The following is a 20362-nucleotide window of genomic DNA, read 5'->3' on the forward strand; positions in this document are numbered from 1 at the left end:
CTGAAAGAGATAGTATGAAAAAGAATCTTAAATTAATCCAAAATAATCTAGTTGAGTTATTAGAGAATAAAAAAATACTGATTACTGGCGGTGCAGGTTTTATCGGTGGGACTTTAATTAGAAGATTATTAAAAAAAAGTGAAGCTAAAATCTACAATCTAGATAAATTAACATATTGCAGTGACTTACAATCAATCAATCAATTATTAAAAAATAGCAAAAATAAAAATAATAGGTATAGTTTTTACAAGATAGATTTATTTAATCAAAAAGAATTATTAGAAATAATATGCAATATAAAGCCAGATATAATTATGCATTTAGCAGCAGAAAGCCATGTAGATAGATCAATTGATAATGCTGATTTATTTCTTAAAAGTAATGTAATTGGTACTTATAATTTATTAGAGGCAGTTAAAAAATATTATTCATCTTTGAAAAATGAAAAAAAAAATAAATTTATTTTTCATCACATTAGCACCGATGAAGTTTTTGGTACTTTAGGTGATTCAGGAAAATTTAATGAAGAAACAAACTATAATCCTAGGAGCCCATATTCGGCAACTAAAGCGTCAAGTGATCATTTAGTAAGATCTTGGTACCATACCTTTAATCTTCCCATCATAATTACAAACTGTAGTAATAATTTTGGACCTTGGCAATTTCCTGAAAAACTTATTCCTTTAGTAATAAGAAAAGCTATCTTGAAAGAAAAAATTCCCATATATGGTGATGGACTAAATATTAGAGACTGGTTATTTGTTGAAGATCATATTGATGCATTACTTTTAGTAATCATATTTGGCAATGCTGGCGAAACGTATTGTGTTGGAGGAGGCGAAGAAAAAACCAATATAGATATTGTTAAAAAGATATGTAAATACTTAGATTTAAAACTAAATCCAACTAATTCTTATTTAACACAAATAGATTATGTTGCTGATAGACCAGGTCACGATTATAGATATTCTATTGATTCATCATTAATCAAAAAAAATCTTGGTTGGATACCTGAGCACAATTTTGATACAGCACTTTTTAAAACTATAGATTGGTATATAAATAATCAAAATTGGTGTGAAAAAAAAATTAAAGATTCAGGATATCAGCTTGAGCGAATTGGCAATTAAATTTTATGACGATATTTGGAAATGGATATGTAGCAAACTTACTTAAAAATAGTAGTATCAATTTTTCATTTGATATTTACGCAAAAGGAATTTCAAATTCAGTTGATGCCTCTCAAAAGGAATACAAAAGAGATATCAAATTATTGGAAGAGCTTATCAAAAAACAAGATCAACTCTTCTACTATATTTCAAGTTCAGATCTTTCAAATAAGAAACATGATAAAACAGATTATCTAAAGCATAAAAAGAATTGTGAATCACTTGTTTTATCTACCCCCTACGCAAGAGTAATTAGAATATCACAAATTGTTGGGAATCTAAATTCTGAGACAGCTCTATTAAATTACTTCAAAAATAAAATATTATTGAAATCAAAAATAAATATCCATTATGGAAAAATTAGGTATCCAATATCCTCAGAAGATGTAATTAAAGGATTTGAAATATTAAATGAAATTGGTGACAAAGCTAGAATAATAGACTTTAGACCTAAGTTTGGAATAAAAGCAGAAAATATAATTAATTTGATGATGCAAGAATTAAAAATTTCAACTGATATAGAATATTCTTTTTTTAACTCTAACGAAGAAGAATGGGAAATTAATATTTTAAATTTATATAATCACTTTCCTAAACTCGATGATGAATTTTATTGCAAAAAAATAATTAAAAATTATATTAAACAAAATTAAAATTTTTAAATTAAAAAATTTTATATTTCTGAAAATAAAATCTAATAATTTTTCAAAACTTTGTCTAGTAATGTAAAAATTATTTTCTCTGTAGCTTCCATCGCATCAATTGTACATCCTCCAATATGAGGCGTAAGTATAATATTTTTACCTTGTTTTTTTAAGTCTGCCAGCGTCTTATCATAATTACTTAATTCTTGTTCTTCCCAATAAACATCAGTAGCATAACCTTTTAAAGAATTATTTTTAAGAGATTCTATTAAATATCTTTTTTCTATAATTTCTGCTCTAGCAGTATTAATTAGAAATTTATTTTTCATCAAATCAAATTCTTTTTTTGAAAAAAGTTTGGAACTTGTATGATTTAAATCAGCATTTATAGAAATAATGTCTGAATTAATAATCAATTCTTCAAGTGATTCACAAAAGGAATTATTATCAAAAAAGTTATTCTTAATATCATAAAAAAAAACTTTTGCTTTAAAACTTTCCAAATATTCCCTTAGATGATTTCCTATTCTTCCAAGACCTACTATACCTACTTTCATTTTACTCAATTCTCTTCCTCTAAATTTCATTCTATCTTTTGGTCCAATATTTTCCCAAGATGATTCAGCTAAAAAAACATTACGTATCAATCCTATTATTAAAAATAAAGTTAATTCACTTGTTGATCTTATATTTGCTATTTCATCTAAAGTATCTCTCAAAGATAAAACTTGTATTTTTTTAGTTTTACAATATTCTAAATCTATATGTCCTAGGCCAGTTGTAGGAGAAACTATATATTTTAATGATTTTGCTTTTTTCAATAGATTGATGCCTAAGTAATGAGCTAATCTACAAACAATAATTTCTGTTTTTTCATCAATTTGTTCTTGAATAAGAAAATTTAATTTTATTTTTTTTTGGACAGATTTTGAATAAGAATCATTCTCTAGAAAAAATATATTTGGATTGCTCATATTTTGTAAGACAACTGCTTTTGAAGATTAATTTTATTTGTTAATTTATTTGCTATTGAATCTAATATAATTTTTGATGCTTTTCCATTCCCATAAATTCTTGATGATGGATATTTTCCTTTCTTCAATTGGACATCAAAAGCATCTTTAATAGATTCATAATCAAAAGAATTAACTAAGATTACATTTTTAGAGACTTCTCTATTTTTTTGTCTTTCTCCAATTAATACTACTGGTGTTCCACTAAAGCTTGAGTCTCTTACAAATGAAGAAGAATTCCCTAGTGCGACTTGCGAATTTTTTAGTAAAGATTGAAAGTCTCTTGGCATAATATTAGTTATAAATCTAATATGTTTTATTTCTCTATTTGAATCTAATATCTCATTTGAACCAGGATCTGCATTGGGCCTTATCCATAAGATAGTACCTTGATAATTTTCTAAAACTTTTAAAAGATTTTTAATTAAAATTTTTGAGTCTTCAATTCCAGTAGTAATTGGATGTACGCAAATTAATAAATAACCTTTTTTCAAAATATCTAGACTTATTTTTTTATTATTTTCATCAATTATTTCTTGTAGAGAATCTAAATTTGAATTATTAGAAAGGATATAATCGCCTACAGGACAGCCAGAATTTACTATATTTTCCTTATATTCTCCCAATAGATTTATGATTTTAGCCGCCTTATCAGTAGAGGGGAAATGAAAATGTGCCATCTTGGTAATTAAATGTCTAGTAGTTTCGTCTATTGATGAAGACTGTTCTCCTCCTTGGATATGAACTAAGAACCTATTAGCATAAGAAGCAGCGATTGCACATCCTAGTGCCTCATACCGATCTCCAATTAATAATATTGCATCTGGATTAACTTTTTCATATAATTTTTTCATCTTATTAATAGTATTTGAAATTGTATCTAACATTGCTGAATGATTTCTACTCTTTACTTCAGTATTAACTTTATAGTCAACCTTAATTCCATCTATAGATACTTTATCAACAATAATTCCATATTCTTCTAATAAAGTAGTCCCTGAAAAACAGGTATAAATTTCAAATCTTTCATCTTGATAGCCTTCTAATATTAGAGGGAAAAGTCTGCCATAATTTGCTCTATCTACAAGATTAATTAGCAGTTTATATTTCATTTAAAATCATCCTCATTTATTAACTCATCGAACAAAATATCTCTTTTAGATAATTTTCCTATTATTTTGTCCTCATCTGCAAAAGTTAAACCCCCTCCTGGTTTTTTATATTTAATCATGTTTTTTTCAATCTTAGTTCCTTTCAAAATATCTACTGAAGCTACCATACTCCTACCAAAAAGATTTTTCATATTATTAATTTCTGGCGAAACAAAACTTTTATCTACTTTAGAATTAGTTATTAATTGTATTTCTTCAACAAAGTTTTTTAACATCGCAAATTCGCTGATAAGTATAGAAGAACTTGCGTCTGGTCCAAAGCATGATTTATTAAAAATTACATGTGTTTCAAGCATAGAAGTTGATTCACATGCTGCCGCGGCAAGACTAGGAGATAATTTGCCAGAATGATCGGATAATCCTGACTTAACTCCATATCGATTAACAATTGTAACTATATTTTCTATCCCTATTTCGGAAAGATTTGTTGGATATTTACTTGTACATTGAAGTACATAAATGTTATCAATATTTTTTTTTAAAATTTTTATTGATTTATCTATTTCATTCCAAGTAGACATTCCAGTTGATAGAACAATTTCGTCACATCTTTGAGACGCATATATTAAAAGTGGTTCATTATTCAATTCTCCTGAACCAATTTTTAATGTTTTAATATCAAGCTTTTCACAGAGATCTATAGCTTTATATGAAAAAGGACTAACAATAGGATTGATTTTTAACTGTCTACAGTAATTAATTAGTTCTGCCCACTCTTTATTAGAAAACTCTATTCTTTTCCAATAAGAATATCTATCAATATCTTGAGGAAATATATTTTTTCTAAACCTATCTTTCTTTGTAGACTCTTCATCAGCAAAATGCATCTGAAATTTTATTTCTTTTGCACCTGCATCTTTAAGAGCTTTTACATAAGAATAAGCCATCCCAAGGCTTCCATCATGGGCTTGGGCAATTTCAGGAATAACTCTAATTGAGTCCATTATTTAAAACCTAATAGGATTGAGATTTCTTGGGACTACATTCTCAATATCAAAAATTAAGGATTGTTCATTTACTTTTAAATTTACCCAATCTTTTTCTTCCCATTCAGTATATTTCTTATGTGCGACTGTACAAATTATAATTCCATAACCATTTGGTTTTTGAGGTTTTGAATTAATACATATTCCTTTATGAGAAGTCAAATCAAATGCACTAGCTAAGTAATCAATAACTTCAACTTCAAATCCGTATTTTTCAAGTAATTTTGCTAAAATTATTGATTGGCTATTTCGTAAATCTGGACAGTCTCTCTTGAAGCAAGCTCCAACAATTAAAACTGAATTCATTGAAATACTTTTTGAATTTGCATTAAAGATTTTCGAAACTGTTCTTGCAATCCAACCCGCCATATTATCATTAATTCTTCTTCCACTTTTAATCAATTCAGTATGTACATTATATTTTTCAGCGGCATATGCAAGATAGTAGGGGTCAACTCCAATACAATGTCCTCCCACCAAGCCAGGATTAAATGGAATAAAATTCCATTTTGTAGAGGCTGCCTCAATTACGTCATATGTATCTAATTCCATATTTCTAAAAATCAACGATAATTCATTCATTAATGCAATATTTATATCTCTTTGAATATTCTCAACTACTTTTGCAGCCTCAGCAATTTTGATTGAAGAAGTAGAAAATGTTTTCGAATTAAGAATTAAGGAATAGAATTTATCTACCAATTTCCTAGTCTCTTCATCACTACCGCTTGTTAATTTAACTATTGATTCCAAAGAAATTTGATTATCCAAACTTGGGCTAACTCTCTCTGGACTATATCCAAGAGAAAACTTTTCACCAATTTTGCAATTTAATTTTTTTTCTAGTAATGAGCCACATATTTCCTCTGTAACTCCTGGATAAACCGTAGATTCATATATAATAACTTTTCTAATATTTTGATTGATTCCCTTTATTTCTGATCGTTTTATTGCTTTAGAAATTATTTCACTAGCATTTTTTAATGGATTTAAATTAGGTACTTTATGTTCATCGACAGGGGTAGGAACGCACACAATAAAGATAGAACATTTTTCGAGTTCATTTTCGTAATAAGTAAAAAAAGACTTCTTGAAAAAATTATTAATCTCTTTTTCTTTTACTAAACCCGTTTTGTCTATTTTATTATTTAATTGATCAATTCTTTCTTTTTGAATATCAAAACCAATTATTCTAGATTTGGAAATTCTTTTATCAATTAACAATGCTAAAGGTAATCCTACATAGCCTAACCCTATGACAGCAATATTTATATCTTTATCCAAATTAGGTAGATTAAAAGATTTATTTTTCAAAGAATATTCCACGTATAAATTATTCTTAATCTTATAATTTAAATGATTAAAATAATAATAGAATAATTATCAATGATAACTTGTTACCCTTCTTAACAGAATAAAAATTTATTTTAGAAACTTTATGCCAATTTTCTTAAATTGACTTAAGATCTAAAACTAATTTATTTGATATATTTAAAATGTTATGTCATATATTGATTCTAGTTTTTTAATTTTATATTTTTTAACTAACATTAGTCCTTTAATACTATTTTTTAAAGTAAAAGATAATTTCAAAATATATTTTTTTTCTTCGTCTTTTCTTTTCTTAACGTGTTTAATACCTTTTGTAATTAAATTTGAAGATTTATGGTTAGTTTGGCAAGAGGATAATAATTTCTCTGACCCAAGATATTTATTTCTAAATATATTATTTAAATTAATACCAAATATATATCTATTAAATTTTATAATGCAATTAATCTCAGGATTACTTCTTATAAATGTTTTTTTTAGTATATTAAAAGAAAAAAAAACTAAAGATAATTTAGAAAAAAAAAAGTTTGATCATTATGTATTTATTATTCTAAATTATTTAATAATATTACTATCTAAACTTTATACTTATCATATTAGACAGTATTGGAGTTGCGCATTATTTATCTTTTTATTCTACATAATATCAAAAACTAAATTTCCCAAAAAAATATTTACAATTAAAAATTTTACATTAAATTGCTTAGGCGTATCAATTCACTTAGCAAATATACCTTCTTTTTTAATAATAAATTTAATTATGTTTAATAGGTCTTTTATAAAACGAATTAAATTTATAAATTATAATTTCAAATCAAATATAGAATCAAAATGTCTATTTCTATCAGTTTTTCTAATCCTAGTTTATATTTTTGCAAACTATTATGAGCCAATTTTTATATTCCTAGTTAATAATTTAGCTCCTAAACAATTTAGTGGTGGGTACTTAGTTCCAGGAGATTTAGGAGTTAGTCCTTATGAAAAATCTAGTATAGGATTTATTTTACCAATATTATTTTTATTACCAATCCTAATAATGACTAATACATTACCTTTTTCAAACTTAGTTTCTTTTTTAAATAAAAAAAGAGAGATGGTTTTCAAAAATATTAACTCCCTAAGCACAATAATTATTTTCATATCAGTTATTGAATATTTTAGTGATTTCTACTCTCTTGGGAGAATGAAGACTATAATTTATCCTCTTATATTTTATGTTTTATTTAATATGCCCATAAACCAACTTAAACTATCAAATTTAAAATTAGCATCTTTAATGGTTTTTGTTCTATCACTTTATACAACCCTAAAATTAAATTAATTTGAATAACTGATTTAAATAGTATTTGGATTTTTATTCAGCTTGTATACGCAAAAAATTGAATAAGAACTTAAATTTGCAGATAAGAATGGAAATCTAAAAGGAAAATAAAGAGTTTTTGTCGAAGCATAACCATAGTTTTTGAATAAATTATTTAAATTATCTCTTGTATAAAAAACTTTATGATCAGGATCTCTCTTATAGCCTTTCAAACCTGGAACTCCAACAATTAGATAAGCATTATTCTTTGATACCCTTACTAATTCACTAATTAACTTTTCAGGGGAAATGATATGTTCGATAACATTATCTAAAAGAATTGAATCAAATTTATTATTGTTAAATGGTAATTTATCTTTTTCCATTAAGATAACATGCATCTTTTTATTTCTTAAATAATCAATATTGTATTTATTAATATCTGTTCCAATTGCATTTTTGTTGAATGAAAGGTAATCTCCGATCCCGCACCCAACATCTAATATTTTCCCCTTTGTATATTTATTTATACGTGGGTAAAGATAGAAATTTCTATAAGTTTTACCTATTAAAGATCTTGTTAAAAGATACTTGTGGTATTCAAAATCATTCATAATTAAAGATTTCTTTGAATTTCTCTACAACATTAGTTTGGGTAAATCTTTTTGGTAGCAAAGATTGTTTATTTTTTATTTTCCTAGATCTTAAGGCAGTTGATAGCATTTTGGAATACAACTCATCATCTTTCTCAAAAAGATCACCAATAAATTTTTCTTCATTAAAAATTTGCTTGTTGCAATCAACATCTCTAACTAAACATGGAATACCAAAGAATAGAGCTTCGAGCATTGCTCGGGAGGTACCCTCTGAATATGATGGCAAGACAAAAACATCAGCTTTTTGAAGAATTTCATAGGGTTCGCTTAATTTTCCATGAATTAAAGTTTTATCAGATATTCCCAATTTAATTATCTTTTCTTTGACTTTATTAAAGAGTGGACCATCGCCAATTATGTGCAGGAAAACTTTATTATATTTAAGTTTTGAAAATTGATTTATTAATAATATTGGATTTTTTCGAACACTTAAATCTCCAATGAATACAAAAGTTAGAGGAGAATCTTTATGCTCTATTGTCTTTCTAAACTTCTCAAGAAATTCTTCATCAACACAATTAGGAATTATTATAGATTCTTTACCAGAGAAAAAACTAATTTGCTTTGAAATTGAATGATTTAAAGATAATGGATAACTAGTAAATCTTTGTATAAATAAATGAAAACAAGCTAGAAAAATGCCCATAATCCCATAACTATAAAAATAATTCATCAGCAAATTCCCTCTAACAGAAGTAAAAGATAAATATTTCCCACCAAAATTTAGTAATACATTCATCAAATCCCCTGAAAAACACATTGAAAAAATTATTAATTTTTGAGAAGTTTTTTTATTTTTTAGATAATTCTTTAGAAAAATATATTTTCTAAAAAAGGTTCCATATTCATTTAAATTTAAAACTTTTATTTTCTTATCAACAAATGTATTAATTCCTATACCTGACTTTAAAAAAACAACTGTTATGTCAAATTCCTGAGTTAATTTATTAATAACTGCGAAAGCCCCTTTTATAGGACCTGTTGCGTTAGGAGATGGTAGGATCACATAAAGTTGCTTCATACTCACATTAGAAAAAATATGAATGCGCAAATATCGGTAAGTATAGTCACATTTTACACAGAAAGAACAGCTAAATTAATAAAAAAAATAAATGTACTTAAAAATCTCTTAATAGAATTGAGTGAAAATTATTTAGTTCAAAATATTTTCATCTCTGACAATAGTTTAGATTCAAAATTTGTAGCCCAATTCAAATCAATCCCTAAAGTAATTTATGTCCATAATAAATCAAATTATGGATATGCTAAAGGTCATAATATAAGTCGAGATTATCTCAAATATTTAAAATATCATCTAATAATAAATCCAGATATAATTTTTGCAAAACAAACTTCTGAAAATGTATTATCAAGACTAATTTCTTTTATGGAAAAAGATACTGATGTTCATATGATACAACCATTAATTTGCGATGAAGGTTCAGAAAAAATTCAATATTTATGTAAAAGAAATCCTACTCTATTTATTCAGTTTCTTAGAGGTTTTTCTAATCCCAAAATTTTAAACTTTTTCAAAAAATATAATCATTGGTATGAAATGCGTGAATCAGCTTATAAAAATAAACCAGTAGAGAGTACTTATTTGTCTGGCTCTTTCATGCTTTGTAGAAGAAAATATCTTGATATAAATAACTGGATGGACTCAAGATATTTTATGTATTTAGAAGATGCGGACTTAACAAGAAGTTTTAACAAATTTGGTAAATGTATTCATTATCCACTTGTTAAAGTAGAGCATCTTTGGGAAAAAGGTAGTAAAAAATATTTATTTTTAAAAATCCATGCGATTCGATCATTCATATTCTACTCTTTAAAATGGGGGCTAAAAATTATATGAGCAGATTTAATTTATTACATATTCAGAATAATTGGTTTATCAAAAGGTTGCCAGTAATAATCTCAATAGTAATTGACATCTTAATAATTTATTTTGTCTTCAGTTTTTTTAATAATTTTATATCGAAAATTTATTTTTGGAACAACATATTTCAACCAATTGTTTGGTGCTTATTTAGTTATGTTGTTGGGAGATATATTAGGAGAAAAATATCTCTAAACTCATTAGAATTTTTAAACTATCTGAAAAAAACTTTTATAGTTTGCTGTATTATTATAATTCTAAATTTACTATGCTTAAACCTATTAAATTATTTAAAAATTGATCAAATAGATTTTTTTGAATTTCCTCTGCAAGAACTTATCCTAGTTTCATTTCTTAGCCTAATTATACAATTTTTTAAAGAACTATTATTTAATAAAATTATCTATGATAAATTAATTTACTTATATTTTGGCAACTCAAGCGAACTTGAAGAACTAAAAAGTTTATGTAAAGTGAATGATTTGAAAAATAATTTTTTTGAAATTTATTCTCCTGAAATAAAAGAATTTTCTAAATATTCATATATTCTAATTCCAGATTCAAATATTAAAAACTTAAATAAAGTTTATTCTTTAATTGATATAAACAAATACAATATACCAATACTCACAAAAACAGAATGGTGCGCTGCAAAACTTGAAAAAATTCCATCTGAATATTTATTAAAAGATGAAATAGAGGTTTCTGCAATTTTAAGGTCTACAAAAAATAGATCTTTTCAGCTCAAAAGAACTTTTGATATTTTTATAAGCATATTTTTACTTTTATCTACTTTCCCAATAGTAATATTAACCATTTTTTTGATTTTTATAGAAGATGGTTTCCCTATTTTTTATATCCAAAAAAGACATGGTATCGATAATAAAATTATAAAACTTCCGAAATTCAGAAGCATGTTAAAAACTGCAGAAATCAATGGTCCAACTTGGGCAAAAAAAGATGATATCAGAGTAACCAAAATTGGGAAATATATTAGATTACTAAGAATAGATGAAATACCGCAATTATTACTTGTTTTAAAGGGTGAAATGAGTCTTGTTGGTCCTAGGCCAGAGAGGCCAGAAATTGATGAATTTTTAAAAGAAAAAATTCATCTATACGACCTTAGATATAAAGTATTACCTGGAATAAGTGGCTGGGCACAAGTAAACTATCCATACGGTTCATCTACATATGATTCTAAGGAAAAGTTGAGCTACGACCTATTTTATATAAAGAACCAATCCTTTCTACTTGATTTATTGATTATATTAAAAACAGTAAGGAGGGTTCTAACAGCATCAGGGGCCAATCCCAATACAAAATGAAAATTTTCTTCAACTATGATAAAAATACCCCTAGCCAATCTATTTTTTTTGAGAGACAATTACCTTTAATAAAAAAATACAAAGTAACGTTTACAAGAAATTTTAAAAATGCTGACATTATAATTATTCCTCACACGCAGAAGCAACTAAGATTCTTAACCAATTCAGAAGTTAACTCAATTATTAAGAGGAAAGGCATAAAGATAATAATAGTTAAGCCACACAAAGAAATTGATATAAGACTTACTTACAAAAATAATTTAGATATTTTTAAAAGCCTATTTAATCGATTTTTTAAATCTGAAAGGGATTTTCACTTTCCTAAAATATTAAGAGATTTAGATACTACTTTTATATGTGATAACAGTAGGTTGGAGCGACATTTTATGTCTGATAATTGGAAAACTTTATATTTACCACTAACTTACAATAGTAAAATTATAAGCAAAAAAAATTTACAAATTAGTTCTATTGAGCAGCCTGAAATAGCTTTTATTGGAGAAATAACTCATCTTATTGAATGGATAGATGGGATTAAATATTTACTAAACAAAAAACAATTCAAAAAATATAAACTAAAAATAATAAGCTTCGGAGCAGTTTCAAGAAAAAAAATAGAAAAGAAAATAGGAAAAGACAGAATATTATGGGGGAACCCTTCAATGGACATTGATATCCTAAATAATCAATTAAAAAACGTTGTATTTGCAATAGTTCCGCATCAAACAATTAGAACCAATTACGAGGGGCAGATAAAAAATAGAATTAACCCTTTTATATCACAACCAAATGATGTTACAAAAAGCGAAAAATTTTCTTGTAATAGCGGAAGAAATCATCTTTTATCTTCTCTTTCTATCCCATTCATTACATCTCCAATAGAAGATGTTTTGAAGGAATATAAAGGATATCCATCTTTTCTATTTATTGAAAATAATTATCAACTTTATTATGCTGCAAAAAGACTGCAAGACTTAGAATTAAGAAATAAATTATCTAAATTTATTAGGGAAAACTATATGGAAAACTTTTCACCAAATCATGTGATAAGAACCTTATTTTTATATATAAAAAATGAAAATATAAATACTGATTAATTCATAATTTAAAAATTTATGTATTCTTGCATAAATTATTAGTTATATTGATTCTATATAAAGTGATTTAAATCAATTGCAGGCAATATCATTAAATCTTATTCTAGAAATATGGTTTCACATTTCTAAAAAAAGAAAAAGACAATTTACTTTTTTAATATTTTGTACTTTATTATCTGCGATATTAGAAAGCCTAACAGTCGCATTAATTTTTCCTTTTATTCAAGCCTTATCAGATCCGAACACATTAATAGATAACCAATATGTATATTCACTTAACTTATTCTTTAATATTAATAATCCAAATTACTTTATTTTACCGTTAACAATAATACTTGGATCATCAAGTGCTTTTTCAGGTTTAATAAATATATTTAAAATTTGGTTCACAGAGCATCTTACTGCCTTAATCACCTCAGATATCAGCAAAGAATGCTTTAAAAAAGTTATAAGTCAGTCTTATATAAATTTTTCTAAAAAAAACAGTAGTTATTTTTCTTCAACAATAATAAACGAAATAAGAGAAACTCAAACTGTAATATTCTGTACCTTAAGAGTGATTTCTGCTTTTTTATTATTGTTTGCAGTTTTTGCAACTTTATTATTATTAAGCTTCAGATTAACAATATACTCAATATTTTTTGTATTAGTTTTTTACTTTTTTACTGGATATTTTGTTAATAATTCCCTTCTTAGAAATAGTAGGCTAATAACCTTTTCAAATAAGATGTTAATTAAAAAACTACAGGAATCTTTTGGAAATATCAAGGATATAATTTTATATTCAAATCAAAAGAATTTCTTAGAAGATTTTTCTTTGATTGAAAAAAAATTAAGAAATAGAGAGGCTCAAAACAGATTCTTAGGACTTTTCACAAAATATCTTATTGAATCAATTGGAATAATCATCATTTCAGCAATTACTTGTTATTTATTATTAGATGATTCAGGGAATAAAAACTTTGCACCCATACTTGGAGTTTTAGCATTTGGTTCTTTAAAAGTAATTTCACCAATACAGCAAATTTATAATAATTGGGCATTCATTAAATCAAGAGAGGCAGGATTAAAAGCCGTTTTAGAAGTTCTAAATTTACCAATCAAAAGAAATATTTATAAAAAACAAAAACTTCCTTTTAAAAATCACGATAATAATTTTATCGAAATTAAAAATCTTCAATATCGTTACAGCAAAAATGAGAAAAATATTTTAGATATCAAAAATATCAAAATAAAAAAAGGAGAAACAATTGGAATTATTGGATCAACAGGTAGCGGTAAATCAACATTAATAGACTTAATTATGGGTCTTTTAATCCCAAATAAAGGTAACATTTTTGTAAATGGTAAAGATATATTTTCAAGTGAAAAGTTTTTAGAAACTTGGCAGAAATCTATTTCACATGTGCCTCAAGAAATTTATCTATTTGATTCCTCTATTAAGAATAATATTACTTGCACCTCTTTAAAAAAAGAATTTCAAAAAGATTACTTTAATGAAGTCTTAGAAATTGCAATGTTAAAAAATTTTATAGCTTCCAAAGAAAAAAATATTGAAACTCTCATTGGAGAAAGAGGTTCTATTCTTAGCGGAGGTCAAAGACAAAGGTTAGGAATTGCTCGTGCATTATACAGAAATTCAGAAGTTTTAATCTTTGATGAAGCGACATCAGCACTAGACTTTAAAACAGAATCAAAAATAATTAAAAACATAAATAATTTTCGCAAAAATTTAACGATAATAATGGTAGCTCATAGATTAAATACATTAAAAAATTGTGATAAAGTAATAAAATTAGATAAAGGCTTAATACAAACTATTTTTAACAAGAATGAATTTAATGATCTATTTTCAAAGGGATTAATATGAAATGTTCAAGCGCTATAGTATTTACTTGTAAAAGAAATAATTCAATAATATAATTAATAGTATTTTTTATTATGAAAGGTGATACTGGGGATAACATAGAGGCTAGGACAGGCATGTGGGCATTTAATGGTGAAATGGTAAAGTCCTTCGATAAACATGTAGAAAAATCTGTACCTCTATATAAAGAAGGTCATGAATTAATATGCCAATTATCTGATTTTTTTGTTCCTAATGAAGGAAAAATTATTCAGATTGGTTGTAGCACTGGAGTATTAACAGGTAAATTAGCAAATCATCTTAAAAACAAAAATAATTCTATTCTGGCAATTGATATAGAAGAGGATATGATTGCAGAAGCAAATCTTAAAAACAATCAAAAATCAATACAATTTATTTGTGAAGATATAAATTCTTATGAAATTGAAAATGAATCAGCAAATCTAATTATTGCTTATTATTCAATACAATTTATTCATCCTAGCCAAAGGCAATTATTAATTAATAAAATTTATAAAAGTCTAAAATGGGGCGGTGCATTCATTATGTTTGAAAAAGTGAGAGGATCAGATGCAAGATTTCAGGATATATTAAGTTCTTGTTATCTTGATTACAAGTTAAAAAAAGGATATAGTGCTGAAAATATAATAAGTAAGCAACAGTCGTTAAAATCAGTTTTAGAACCATTTTCTAGGCAAGGCAATATAGATATTCTTAAAAGATCGGGCTTTATTGATATTGAGACAATTCAAAAGTATATTTGCTTTGAGGGCTTTCTCGCTATAAAGTAAATAATAATTAATTCATACGATTTGAAAGGGAAATTTTTAGAAACTTATCAAAAAAGATGGCTGAATGCACTTAAAAGTGGTGACGATGATATTATTTGTTTTGGATATCCAGATACTCAAGTTAAATTTTTCTATAAAAAATATTGTGAATTTATATACAGTATTATCAAAAAAAACTTTAAATCAAAAGATATCAAAAAATTAAATCTTCTTGAACTTGGTTGTGGAAGAGGAACAGCAAGTATTTTTCTTGAAAAGAAACTTAATTTGAAAGTTATTGGTGTAGACTTCAGTTCTGAAAGTATTCAAATTGCAAAAAACAACGCAAGTAAATACAGTTCAAATGCACGTTTTATAAAAGGCGATATTTTTGAACCTGAAAAAATTCTCAAAGATTCAAATTTAGAATCAAAAAAATTTGATATAATTATCAGCCTTGGCGTATTAGAACATATTGAAGATATAGATAATTGTTTCAAAATTCACTTTAACTTAATGAATAAAAATGGTCTATTTGTAGCGATGATAGTACCAGAAAAAAAATCTATTCAAGATTTCTTTTCACCTTTAAACAGAATTCTTGTGAAAATTAATCGTAGAGAAAAAAAAGAACTTAATTTAAAACATTTAGATAGAAAAACCTTATCTAAAACTGATGATGTATATAGATCATTTAAAAATAAGAATTTCTATAAAAATAAACTAGAGAAATGTGGTTATAAAGAAGTTTTAGCTATTGAATCAAATCCTTTCCCTACAATTAGACCTTTAAATAAATTTTTGGAAAAGATTCTTGTAAATACCTATAATTTAATTTTAATTTTTTTGAAAGTTTTATCAAGAAATGATTGTTTCTTTAATTGTTCTACTAACTTATCAAGATGTCATTTTTTACAAGGTTTTAAAAGATGAATAAATATATATATTTAATACCTGCAAGAGCTGGTTCTAAACGCATTCCAAATAAAAATATTAAGACACTCAATTCAAAACCTTTATTAGTACATAGTATTGATTTTGCTAAGAATTTTATTTCATCTGAAAATATATTTGTATTAACAGACTCTTCAAAAGCCGCCGAGATATCAAAAAAAGAATCTGCCATTGTTTATTTTAGACCTAAAGAATATTCTCGAGATGATACAAGTATGTTAGAGACCGTTTTAGATTTTTTATCTTCAAAAAATATTGATGAAGATTTACATATAGTACTACTCCAACCAACTTCTCCCTTTAGAAGTATTAATTATTTTAGAAATCTCTTAGAAATATATGAAAATAACCCAGAAGCAAGTTCAGCAGTCTCATTATTAAAATGTACATTCTTTCATCCAACCAAAATAGGAAGATTACAAAATGATATTAATTTTGTCCCAATAATGAATCATAATAGTGATAATGTCGATAATAATAAAAGAGAAAGCTTTTTTGTAATATCTGGAACTTTCTATATCACTTCTATTAAAAATCTCAAATTAAATAATTCTTTCATTGGTCAAAATCCTATAGGTCTTGAAGAATCTAGTAATAGATTTTGCAACATTGATGAACCTATTGATTTTGAAATTGCAAAAAAATTAGCTAAGAATGAGAAATGTGTGGTTTTATAGTTACTAGTAAAAATTTTTCAATCAATACATTAAAAGAAATATCAGAAAATCATATTTCATATAGAGGGTCAATCAAACCTTTAATAAAAACATCAAGATACTCTCACTTTGTATTTAGCAGATTACCAATTGTAGACGTATCGAATTATTCAAACCAACCTTATATATGGCAAGATATTTCTATTGTCTTTAATGGAGAGCTTTATAACTATAAAGACTTAAAAGATGAATTAATAAATAAATATGGCATTAAATTTACTGGTAAATCAGATGTAGAAGTTTTCTTAAAAGGCTTCATAACATTTGGTCCCAAAATATTCTTCAAGAAAGCAATTGGTATGTGGGCATATGTCATTGAAGATAAGGAATCAAATATCTTTTGGGGTAGAGATGAATATGGAATAAAGCCACTATATTTTGTATTAAAAAATAAAAATATTAGTCTTTCATCGTCTTTACCTGCTTTAGTTCAATTAAAGGATTTAAAAATTAATGATTTCAGTAAAGAATCTTTAAAAACATTTATAGTATATGGTTTTCTTGATCAAATCAACGTCCCTTTATATAAAGATATCTCATGCGCGAAACCAGGTTTTACATATACTTTAAAAAAAGACTCCCCATTAAAAATAGAAGAAAATAAATTTGAAGAAAGAAATATTAAATTTAATGATATAAGAACGGTTTTAGATTCAGTTATTGAAAATCAAATACCTGAAGAAGTTGATTTTTCCATTGCATTAAGCGGAGGTTTAGATAGCAATATATTAGCTTATACTATTGCTAAAAAAAACAAAAACTTCAGTGCTTTATCATTGGAATTGCAAGACTCTGCTCCAGAATATAACTATATTAAGCAAACTATAAAAGACCTAAAAATAAATCATGAATTTATTAAAGTAGATTCAGATGATGTTTTTAATGAATGTAATGATATTATCCAAAAGCTTGGGATCCCTATGAGATCTAGCCAACCTGTTTATCAATCTTTTCTTAGAAAAAGAGCAAATGAACTAGGTTCCAAAGTTTTCTTTACAGGAGATGGAGCTGATGAAATTTTTGGTGGATATGTACAAGGATTTTATTATTTTTTAAAAGATAATTTTTCAAAAGTTAATTTAAATGAATTTCAAGATTTTCTTAATGCCAAAAATAAACTTAATTTAGAGGAAGTCTTATCTTCTATTGAAGAAAAATGCAAAGTATTTAAACTTTCAAATAATTGGATAAACTTATTTACTTATAAAAGTAATAAATTGCCCTTAGAACCAAAAAATTTATATGAATATATGAATTTCAGACTTTATATGCACCCCATGCCTTATTGGCTTTCAACCGAAGATGTTGTCAGTTTAAAAAATCAAATTGAGACAAGAGTTCCTTTTCTTGATCAAAGAATTGTTTTTAGGTCTAAATTTCAAGATATCAATTCTTTATACTTAAAAGGTAAAAATAAATTTCAACTTAGGCAAGCTTATAAAGATTTACCTGCCCACATAATAAATTTACAAAGAAAATATCCAAGACCCGCCGATACAAGAAATTTAGTTTATTCAGTTAAAGCTCAAAATGCAATTAAAAGTTTTATTAACTCATCCTTCTACAAAGAATTAAATATATCCAAAATTTCAAGAATATCAGATCTATATCAGAATGATATGACAAAAAATAATCCTGAAAATACAGACAATTGGTTTAGAATGCTAACATGTTTTTTCTTACTTAATTGATTTAACATCGCGAAACTATGTGTGGGTTTTTAGGAATTGGTGGAAAAAAATATAAGGAGCAAAAACATAATTTAATTTTCTCTTCTTTTGAATGGCTTAAGCATAGAGGGCCAGATCAGAGTAAATTCTTTAATTTAGAAAAATTTTTTATAGGATTCCACAGACTTTCTATTGTGGGGGTTGATAATAAAAAAGCAAATCAACCGTATTATTCCAAAGATAAAAATTTTTACCTCATGTTCAATGGGGAAATTTTTAACTTCAAGGAACTAGCAAATCAATGGCTTAATAAATTTAATTTCGAAAAAGAAATTCTTGAGTCGGATACTCTTGTGTTAGCGAAATTAATAGAAATTTATGGTTTGCGATGTCTAGAATGGCTTGATGGAATGTTTTCAATCGCCATTGTATTCGAGGAATTAGGGAAAGTTCAACTAATAAGAGATAGATATGGAATTAAACCACTTTATTATTGCATTCAAAATAATAATATTATTTTTGGAAGTCATATTAAACCAATAATAGATATCCATGAATCTATTGCCCCCAATTCAGATGCTATTTTAACCTATTTATATACAGGTCTTTATGATCATTCAAACAATACTTTTTTTAAAGATATATATTCAGTCAATCCTGGTTCCATAATTGAATTTGATTTAGAAACAAAACGAATTAGGAATGAAAATTGGTATGATATCAAGGAATTTACAAATATAAGAAATAGGGAAAGCTATAATTCCTTGTTGGAGGAAATTGATGAGACAATATCTAGAGTTATATTAGATTATCTTCCTGATGAGGTAGAATGTTGTATAAATGCTTCTGGAGGAGTAGATTCATCATTATTAATAAACGAGATTTTTAGTTTCAAAAAAAATATTTTAGTTCAGAACCAAGATTATAAAATTCCATATAGCGAAAAAAAATGGATAGAAGAATATTCTAAAAAATTAAATATAAAACCTATTTACCATTTGATAGAACCAGATTTTATTTTAGAAGACTTAAAAAGCACTTTTATATATCAAGGTCAACCATTTGGAGGGGTAACTGTTCCTGGATATACTCCACTTTATATAAATGCTAATAAACAAAATTGTAAGGTAATTTTTGATGGAACTGGACTGGATGAAGCTTTTCTAGGTTATCCACGATATGCAAGTAAGAACTTTACTAATAATTTTTGGAAAAATTCAATTATTGGATCTTCTGGTCCAACCGATCATAGAGGAATTCGTCCAAATGCAATTAATACAAATCTATTAAAAAAAGGAAATTTAATTAATAGCAGCATTGATGAATTAGATGGGGTAGACCACGCAAGGTTAATGAGTATGAATGATATAGCACATTATAAGATTCCTAGAACTACAAGATTCACAGATCATTCTTCAAGTAGATTTTCATTAGAACTTCGATCTCCCTTTCTTTCCCATAAAATTATCCACCTTGGTATGTCCATTGAATCGAACTTATTAATATCAGATAAAGGAACGAAATTACCAATTAGAGATTTATTAGCAAAAAAAGGGTTACCAATGGTTGCTTATGCTCCAAAGAGATATGTTCAAAGTCCACAAAATGAGTGGTTAGCGAAAGAATTCAGAGATATGCTAAAGAATTATATTTTTTCAGATTCGTTTTATAGTAGAGGATGGATCAAACCTGAAGTCATAAAAGAGGAATATAATTTATATTTAAACTCAAGCAAAGAAAATTCATTTTATATATGGCAGTGGATGTCTCTAGAAATTTGGGCTAGAACTTTTTTAGATAATTAAA

The 20362-nt window shown here is 26.0% G+C and carries 18 protein-coding genes; 12 read left to right on the forward strand and 6 right to left on the reverse strand.

From position 1 onward, the window contains the following. The first annotated feature begins 14 nt into the window (after positions 1-14). Positions 15-1130, forward strand: a complete 1116-nt coding sequence (gene rfbB, locus HA148_RS06885) for a dTDP-glucose 4,6-dehydratase (RefSeq protein WP_209131377.1) — start codon at positions 15-17, stop codon at positions 1128-1130. Between the two features lie 5 nt (positions 1131-1135). Continuing rightward, positions 1136-1822, forward strand: coding sequence for a hypothetical protein (locus tag HA148_RS06890; RefSeq protein ID WP_209131379.1), 687 nt, complete (start codon positions 1136-1138; stop codon positions 1820-1822). Positions 1823-1863: 41 nt separating this feature from the next. Here HA148_RS06890 and HA148_RS06895 read toward each other — a convergent pair whose 3' ends face one another. From HA148_RS06895 to HA148_RS06910, 4 genes are read right to left on the reverse strand one after another with little or no spacing between them, the layout of a single operon-like run. Beyond that, positions 1864-2787: an NAD(P)-dependent oxidoreductase gene (locus HA148_RS06895; protein WP_209131381.1), complete on the reverse strand. Its 924-nt coding sequence runs from the start codon at positions 2785-2787 to the stop codon at positions 1864-1866. Next, positions 2784-3938: a UDP-N-acetylglucosamine 2-epimerase gene (gene neuC / locus HA148_RS06900; protein WP_209131383.1), complete on the reverse strand. Its 1155-nt coding sequence runs from the start codon at positions 3936-3938 to the stop codon at positions 2784-2786. Before neuC ends, HA148_RS06895 begins: the two co-directional genes overlap by 4 nt. Beyond that, positions 3935-4942, reverse strand: coding sequence for an N-acetylneuraminate synthase family protein (locus HA148_RS06905; RefSeq protein WP_209131385.1), 1008 nt, complete (start codon positions 4940-4942; stop codon positions 3935-3937). The genes neuC and HA148_RS06905 overlap by 4 nt, the downstream gene beginning before the upstream one ends. Before the next feature lie 3 nt (positions 4943-4945). After that, positions 4946-6298 carry a nucleotide sugar dehydrogenase gene (locus tag HA148_RS06910; RefSeq protein ID WP_209131388.1) on the reverse strand — a complete coding sequence of 451 codons (1353 nt, stop codon included), beginning with the start codon at positions 6296-6298 and terminating at the stop codon, positions 4946-4948. 778 nt (positions 6299-7076) lie between these two features. On the opposite strand from HA148_RS06910, the gene HA148_RS06915 reads away from it, so the two are divergent. After that, the gene (locus HA148_RS06915) at positions 7077-7637 is read left to right on the forward strand and encodes a hypothetical protein (RefSeq protein ID WP_209131390.1); all 561 of its coding nucleotides are present in this window, start codon (positions 7077-7079) and stop codon (positions 7635-7637) included. Positions 7638-7651: 14 nt separating this feature from the next. On the opposite strand, the gene HA148_RS06920 is transcribed toward HA148_RS06915, so the two are convergent. Both HA148_RS06920 and HA148_RS06925 read right to left on the reverse strand, forming a co-directional pair. Beyond that, positions 7652-8230, reverse strand: a complete 579-nt coding sequence (locus tag HA148_RS06920; RefSeq protein WP_209131392.1) for a class I SAM-dependent methyltransferase — start codon at positions 8228-8230, stop codon at positions 7652-7654. Continuing rightward, positions 8223-9293: a glycosyltransferase gene (locus HA148_RS06925; RefSeq protein ID WP_209131394.1), complete on the reverse strand. Its 1071-nt coding sequence runs from the start codon at positions 9291-9293 to the stop codon at positions 8223-8225. Before HA148_RS06925 ends, HA148_RS06920 begins: the two co-directional genes overlap by 8 nt. 18 nt (positions 9294-9311) lie before the next feature. Between HA148_RS06925 and HA148_RS06930 the strand changes: the two genes are divergently transcribed. The 9 genes from HA148_RS06930 (at position 9312) to HA148_RS06970 (ending at position 20361) form a co-directional block, all read left to right on the forward strand. After that, a complete protein-coding gene (locus HA148_RS06930; protein ID WP_209131396.1) occupies positions 9312-10130 on the forward strand; it encodes a glycosyltransferase family 2 protein in 819 nt (272 codons plus the stop codon). Between the two features lie 506 nt (positions 10131-10636). Next, positions 10637-11482 carry a sugar transferase gene (locus HA148_RS06935; RefSeq protein ID WP_209131398.1) on the forward strand — a complete coding sequence of 282 codons (846 nt, stop codon included), beginning with the start codon at positions 10637-10639 and terminating at the stop codon, positions 11480-11482. Then, a complete protein-coding gene (locus HA148_RS06940) occupies positions 11479-12579 on the forward strand; it encodes a hypothetical protein (RefSeq protein ID WP_209131400.1) in 1101 nt (366 codons plus the stop codon). Before HA148_RS06935 ends, HA148_RS06940 begins: the two co-directional genes overlap by 4 nt. Positions 12580-12655: 76 nt before the next feature. Further along, a complete protein-coding gene (locus HA148_RS06945; RefSeq protein WP_209131402.1) occupies positions 12656-14449 on the forward strand; it encodes an ABC transporter ATP-binding protein in 1794 nt (597 codons plus the stop codon). A gap of 71 nt (positions 14450-14520) precedes the next feature. Then, positions 14521-15237, forward strand: coding sequence for a methyltransferase domain-containing protein (locus HA148_RS06950; protein WP_209131404.1), 717 nt, complete (start codon positions 14521-14523; stop codon positions 15235-15237). A gap of 21 nt (positions 15238-15258) precedes the next feature. Then, entirely contained in the window at positions 15259-16149 is an 891-nt protein-coding gene (locus HA148_RS06955; RefSeq protein WP_209131406.1) for a class I SAM-dependent methyltransferase, read from the forward strand. Continuing rightward, positions 16146-16847, forward strand: coding sequence for a cytidylyltransferase domain-containing protein (locus HA148_RS06960; protein ID WP_209131408.1), 702 nt, complete (start codon positions 16146-16148; stop codon positions 16845-16847). Before HA148_RS06955 ends, HA148_RS06960 begins: the two co-directional genes overlap by 4 nt. Continuing rightward, the gene (locus tag HA148_RS06965; protein WP_209131410.1) at positions 16832-18577 is read left to right on the forward strand and encodes an asparagine synthetase B family protein; all 1746 of its coding nucleotides are present in this window, start codon (positions 16832-16834) and stop codon (positions 18575-18577) included. Before HA148_RS06960 ends, HA148_RS06965 begins: the two co-directional genes overlap by 16 nt. Before the next feature lie 17 nt (positions 18578-18594). Next, positions 18595-20361, forward strand: coding sequence for an asparagine synthetase B family protein (locus tag HA148_RS06970; RefSeq protein WP_209131412.1), 1767 nt, complete (start codon positions 18595-18597; stop codon positions 20359-20361). Position 20362: the final 1 nt, after the last annotated feature.

Source organism: Prochlorococcus marinus XMU1405, assembly GCF_017696275.1.
GTDB lineage: Bacteria > Cyanobacteriota > Cyanobacteriia > PCC-6307 > Cyanobiaceae > Prochlorococcus_A > Prochlorococcus_A marinus_AB.

What these genes read in the sequence shown, in the direction of transcription:
- neuC (WP_209131383.1), bottom strand. Translation starts at nt 3,938, where the DNA reads ATGAAATATAAACTGCTAATTAATCTTGTAGATAGAGCAAATTATGGC.
- HA148_RS06905 (WP_209131385.1), bottom strand. Translation starts at nt 4,942, where the DNA reads ATGGACTCAATTAGAGTTATTCCTGAAATTGCCCAAGCCCATGATGGA.
- HA148_RS06920 (WP_209131392.1), bottom strand. Translation starts at nt 8,230, where the DNA reads ATGAATGATTTTGAATACCACAAGTATCTTTTAACAAGATCTTTAATA.
- rfbB (WP_209131377.1), top strand. Translation starts at nt 15, where the DNA reads ATGAAAAAGAATCTTAAATTAATCCAAAATAATCTAGTTGAGTTATTA.
- HA148_RS06965 (WP_209131410.1), top strand. Translation starts at nt 16,832, where the DNA reads ATGTGTGGTTTTATAGTTACTAGTAAAAATTTTTCAATCAATACATTA.
- HA148_RS06915 (WP_209131390.1), top strand. Translation starts at nt 7,077, where the DNA reads ATGTTTAATAGGTCTTTTATAAAACGAATTAAATTTATAAATTATAAT.
- HA148_RS06895 (WP_209131381.1), bottom strand. Translation starts at nt 2,787, where the DNA reads ATGAGCAATCCAAATATATTTTTTCTAGAGAATGATTCTTATTCAAAA.
- HA148_RS06960 (WP_209131408.1), top strand. Translation starts at nt 16,146, where the DNA reads ATGAATAAATATATATATTTAATACCTGCAAGAGCTGGTTCTAAACGC.
- HA148_RS06925 (WP_209131394.1), bottom strand. Translation starts at nt 9,293, where the DNA reads ATGAAGCAACTTTATGTGATCCTACCATCTCCTAACGCAACAGGTCCT.
- HA148_RS06890 (WP_209131379.1), top strand. Translation starts at nt 1,136, where the DNA reads ATGACGATATTTGGAAATGGATATGTAGCAAACTTACTTAAAAATAGT.
- HA148_RS06930 (WP_209131396.1), top strand. Translation starts at nt 9,312, where the DNA reads ATGAATGCGCAAATATCGGTAAGTATAGTCACATTTTACACAGAAAGA.
- HA148_RS06950 (WP_209131404.1), top strand. Translation starts at nt 14,521, where the DNA reads ATGAAAGGTGATACTGGGGATAACATAGAGGCTAGGACAGGCATGTGG.
- HA148_RS06940 (WP_209131400.1), top strand. Translation starts at nt 11,479, where the DNA reads ATGAAAATTTTCTTCAACTATGATAAAAATACCCCTAGCCAATCTATT.
- HA148_RS06970 (WP_209131412.1), top strand. Translation starts at nt 18,595, where the DNA reads ATGTGTGGGTTTTTAGGAATTGGTGGAAAAAAATATAAGGAGCAAAAA.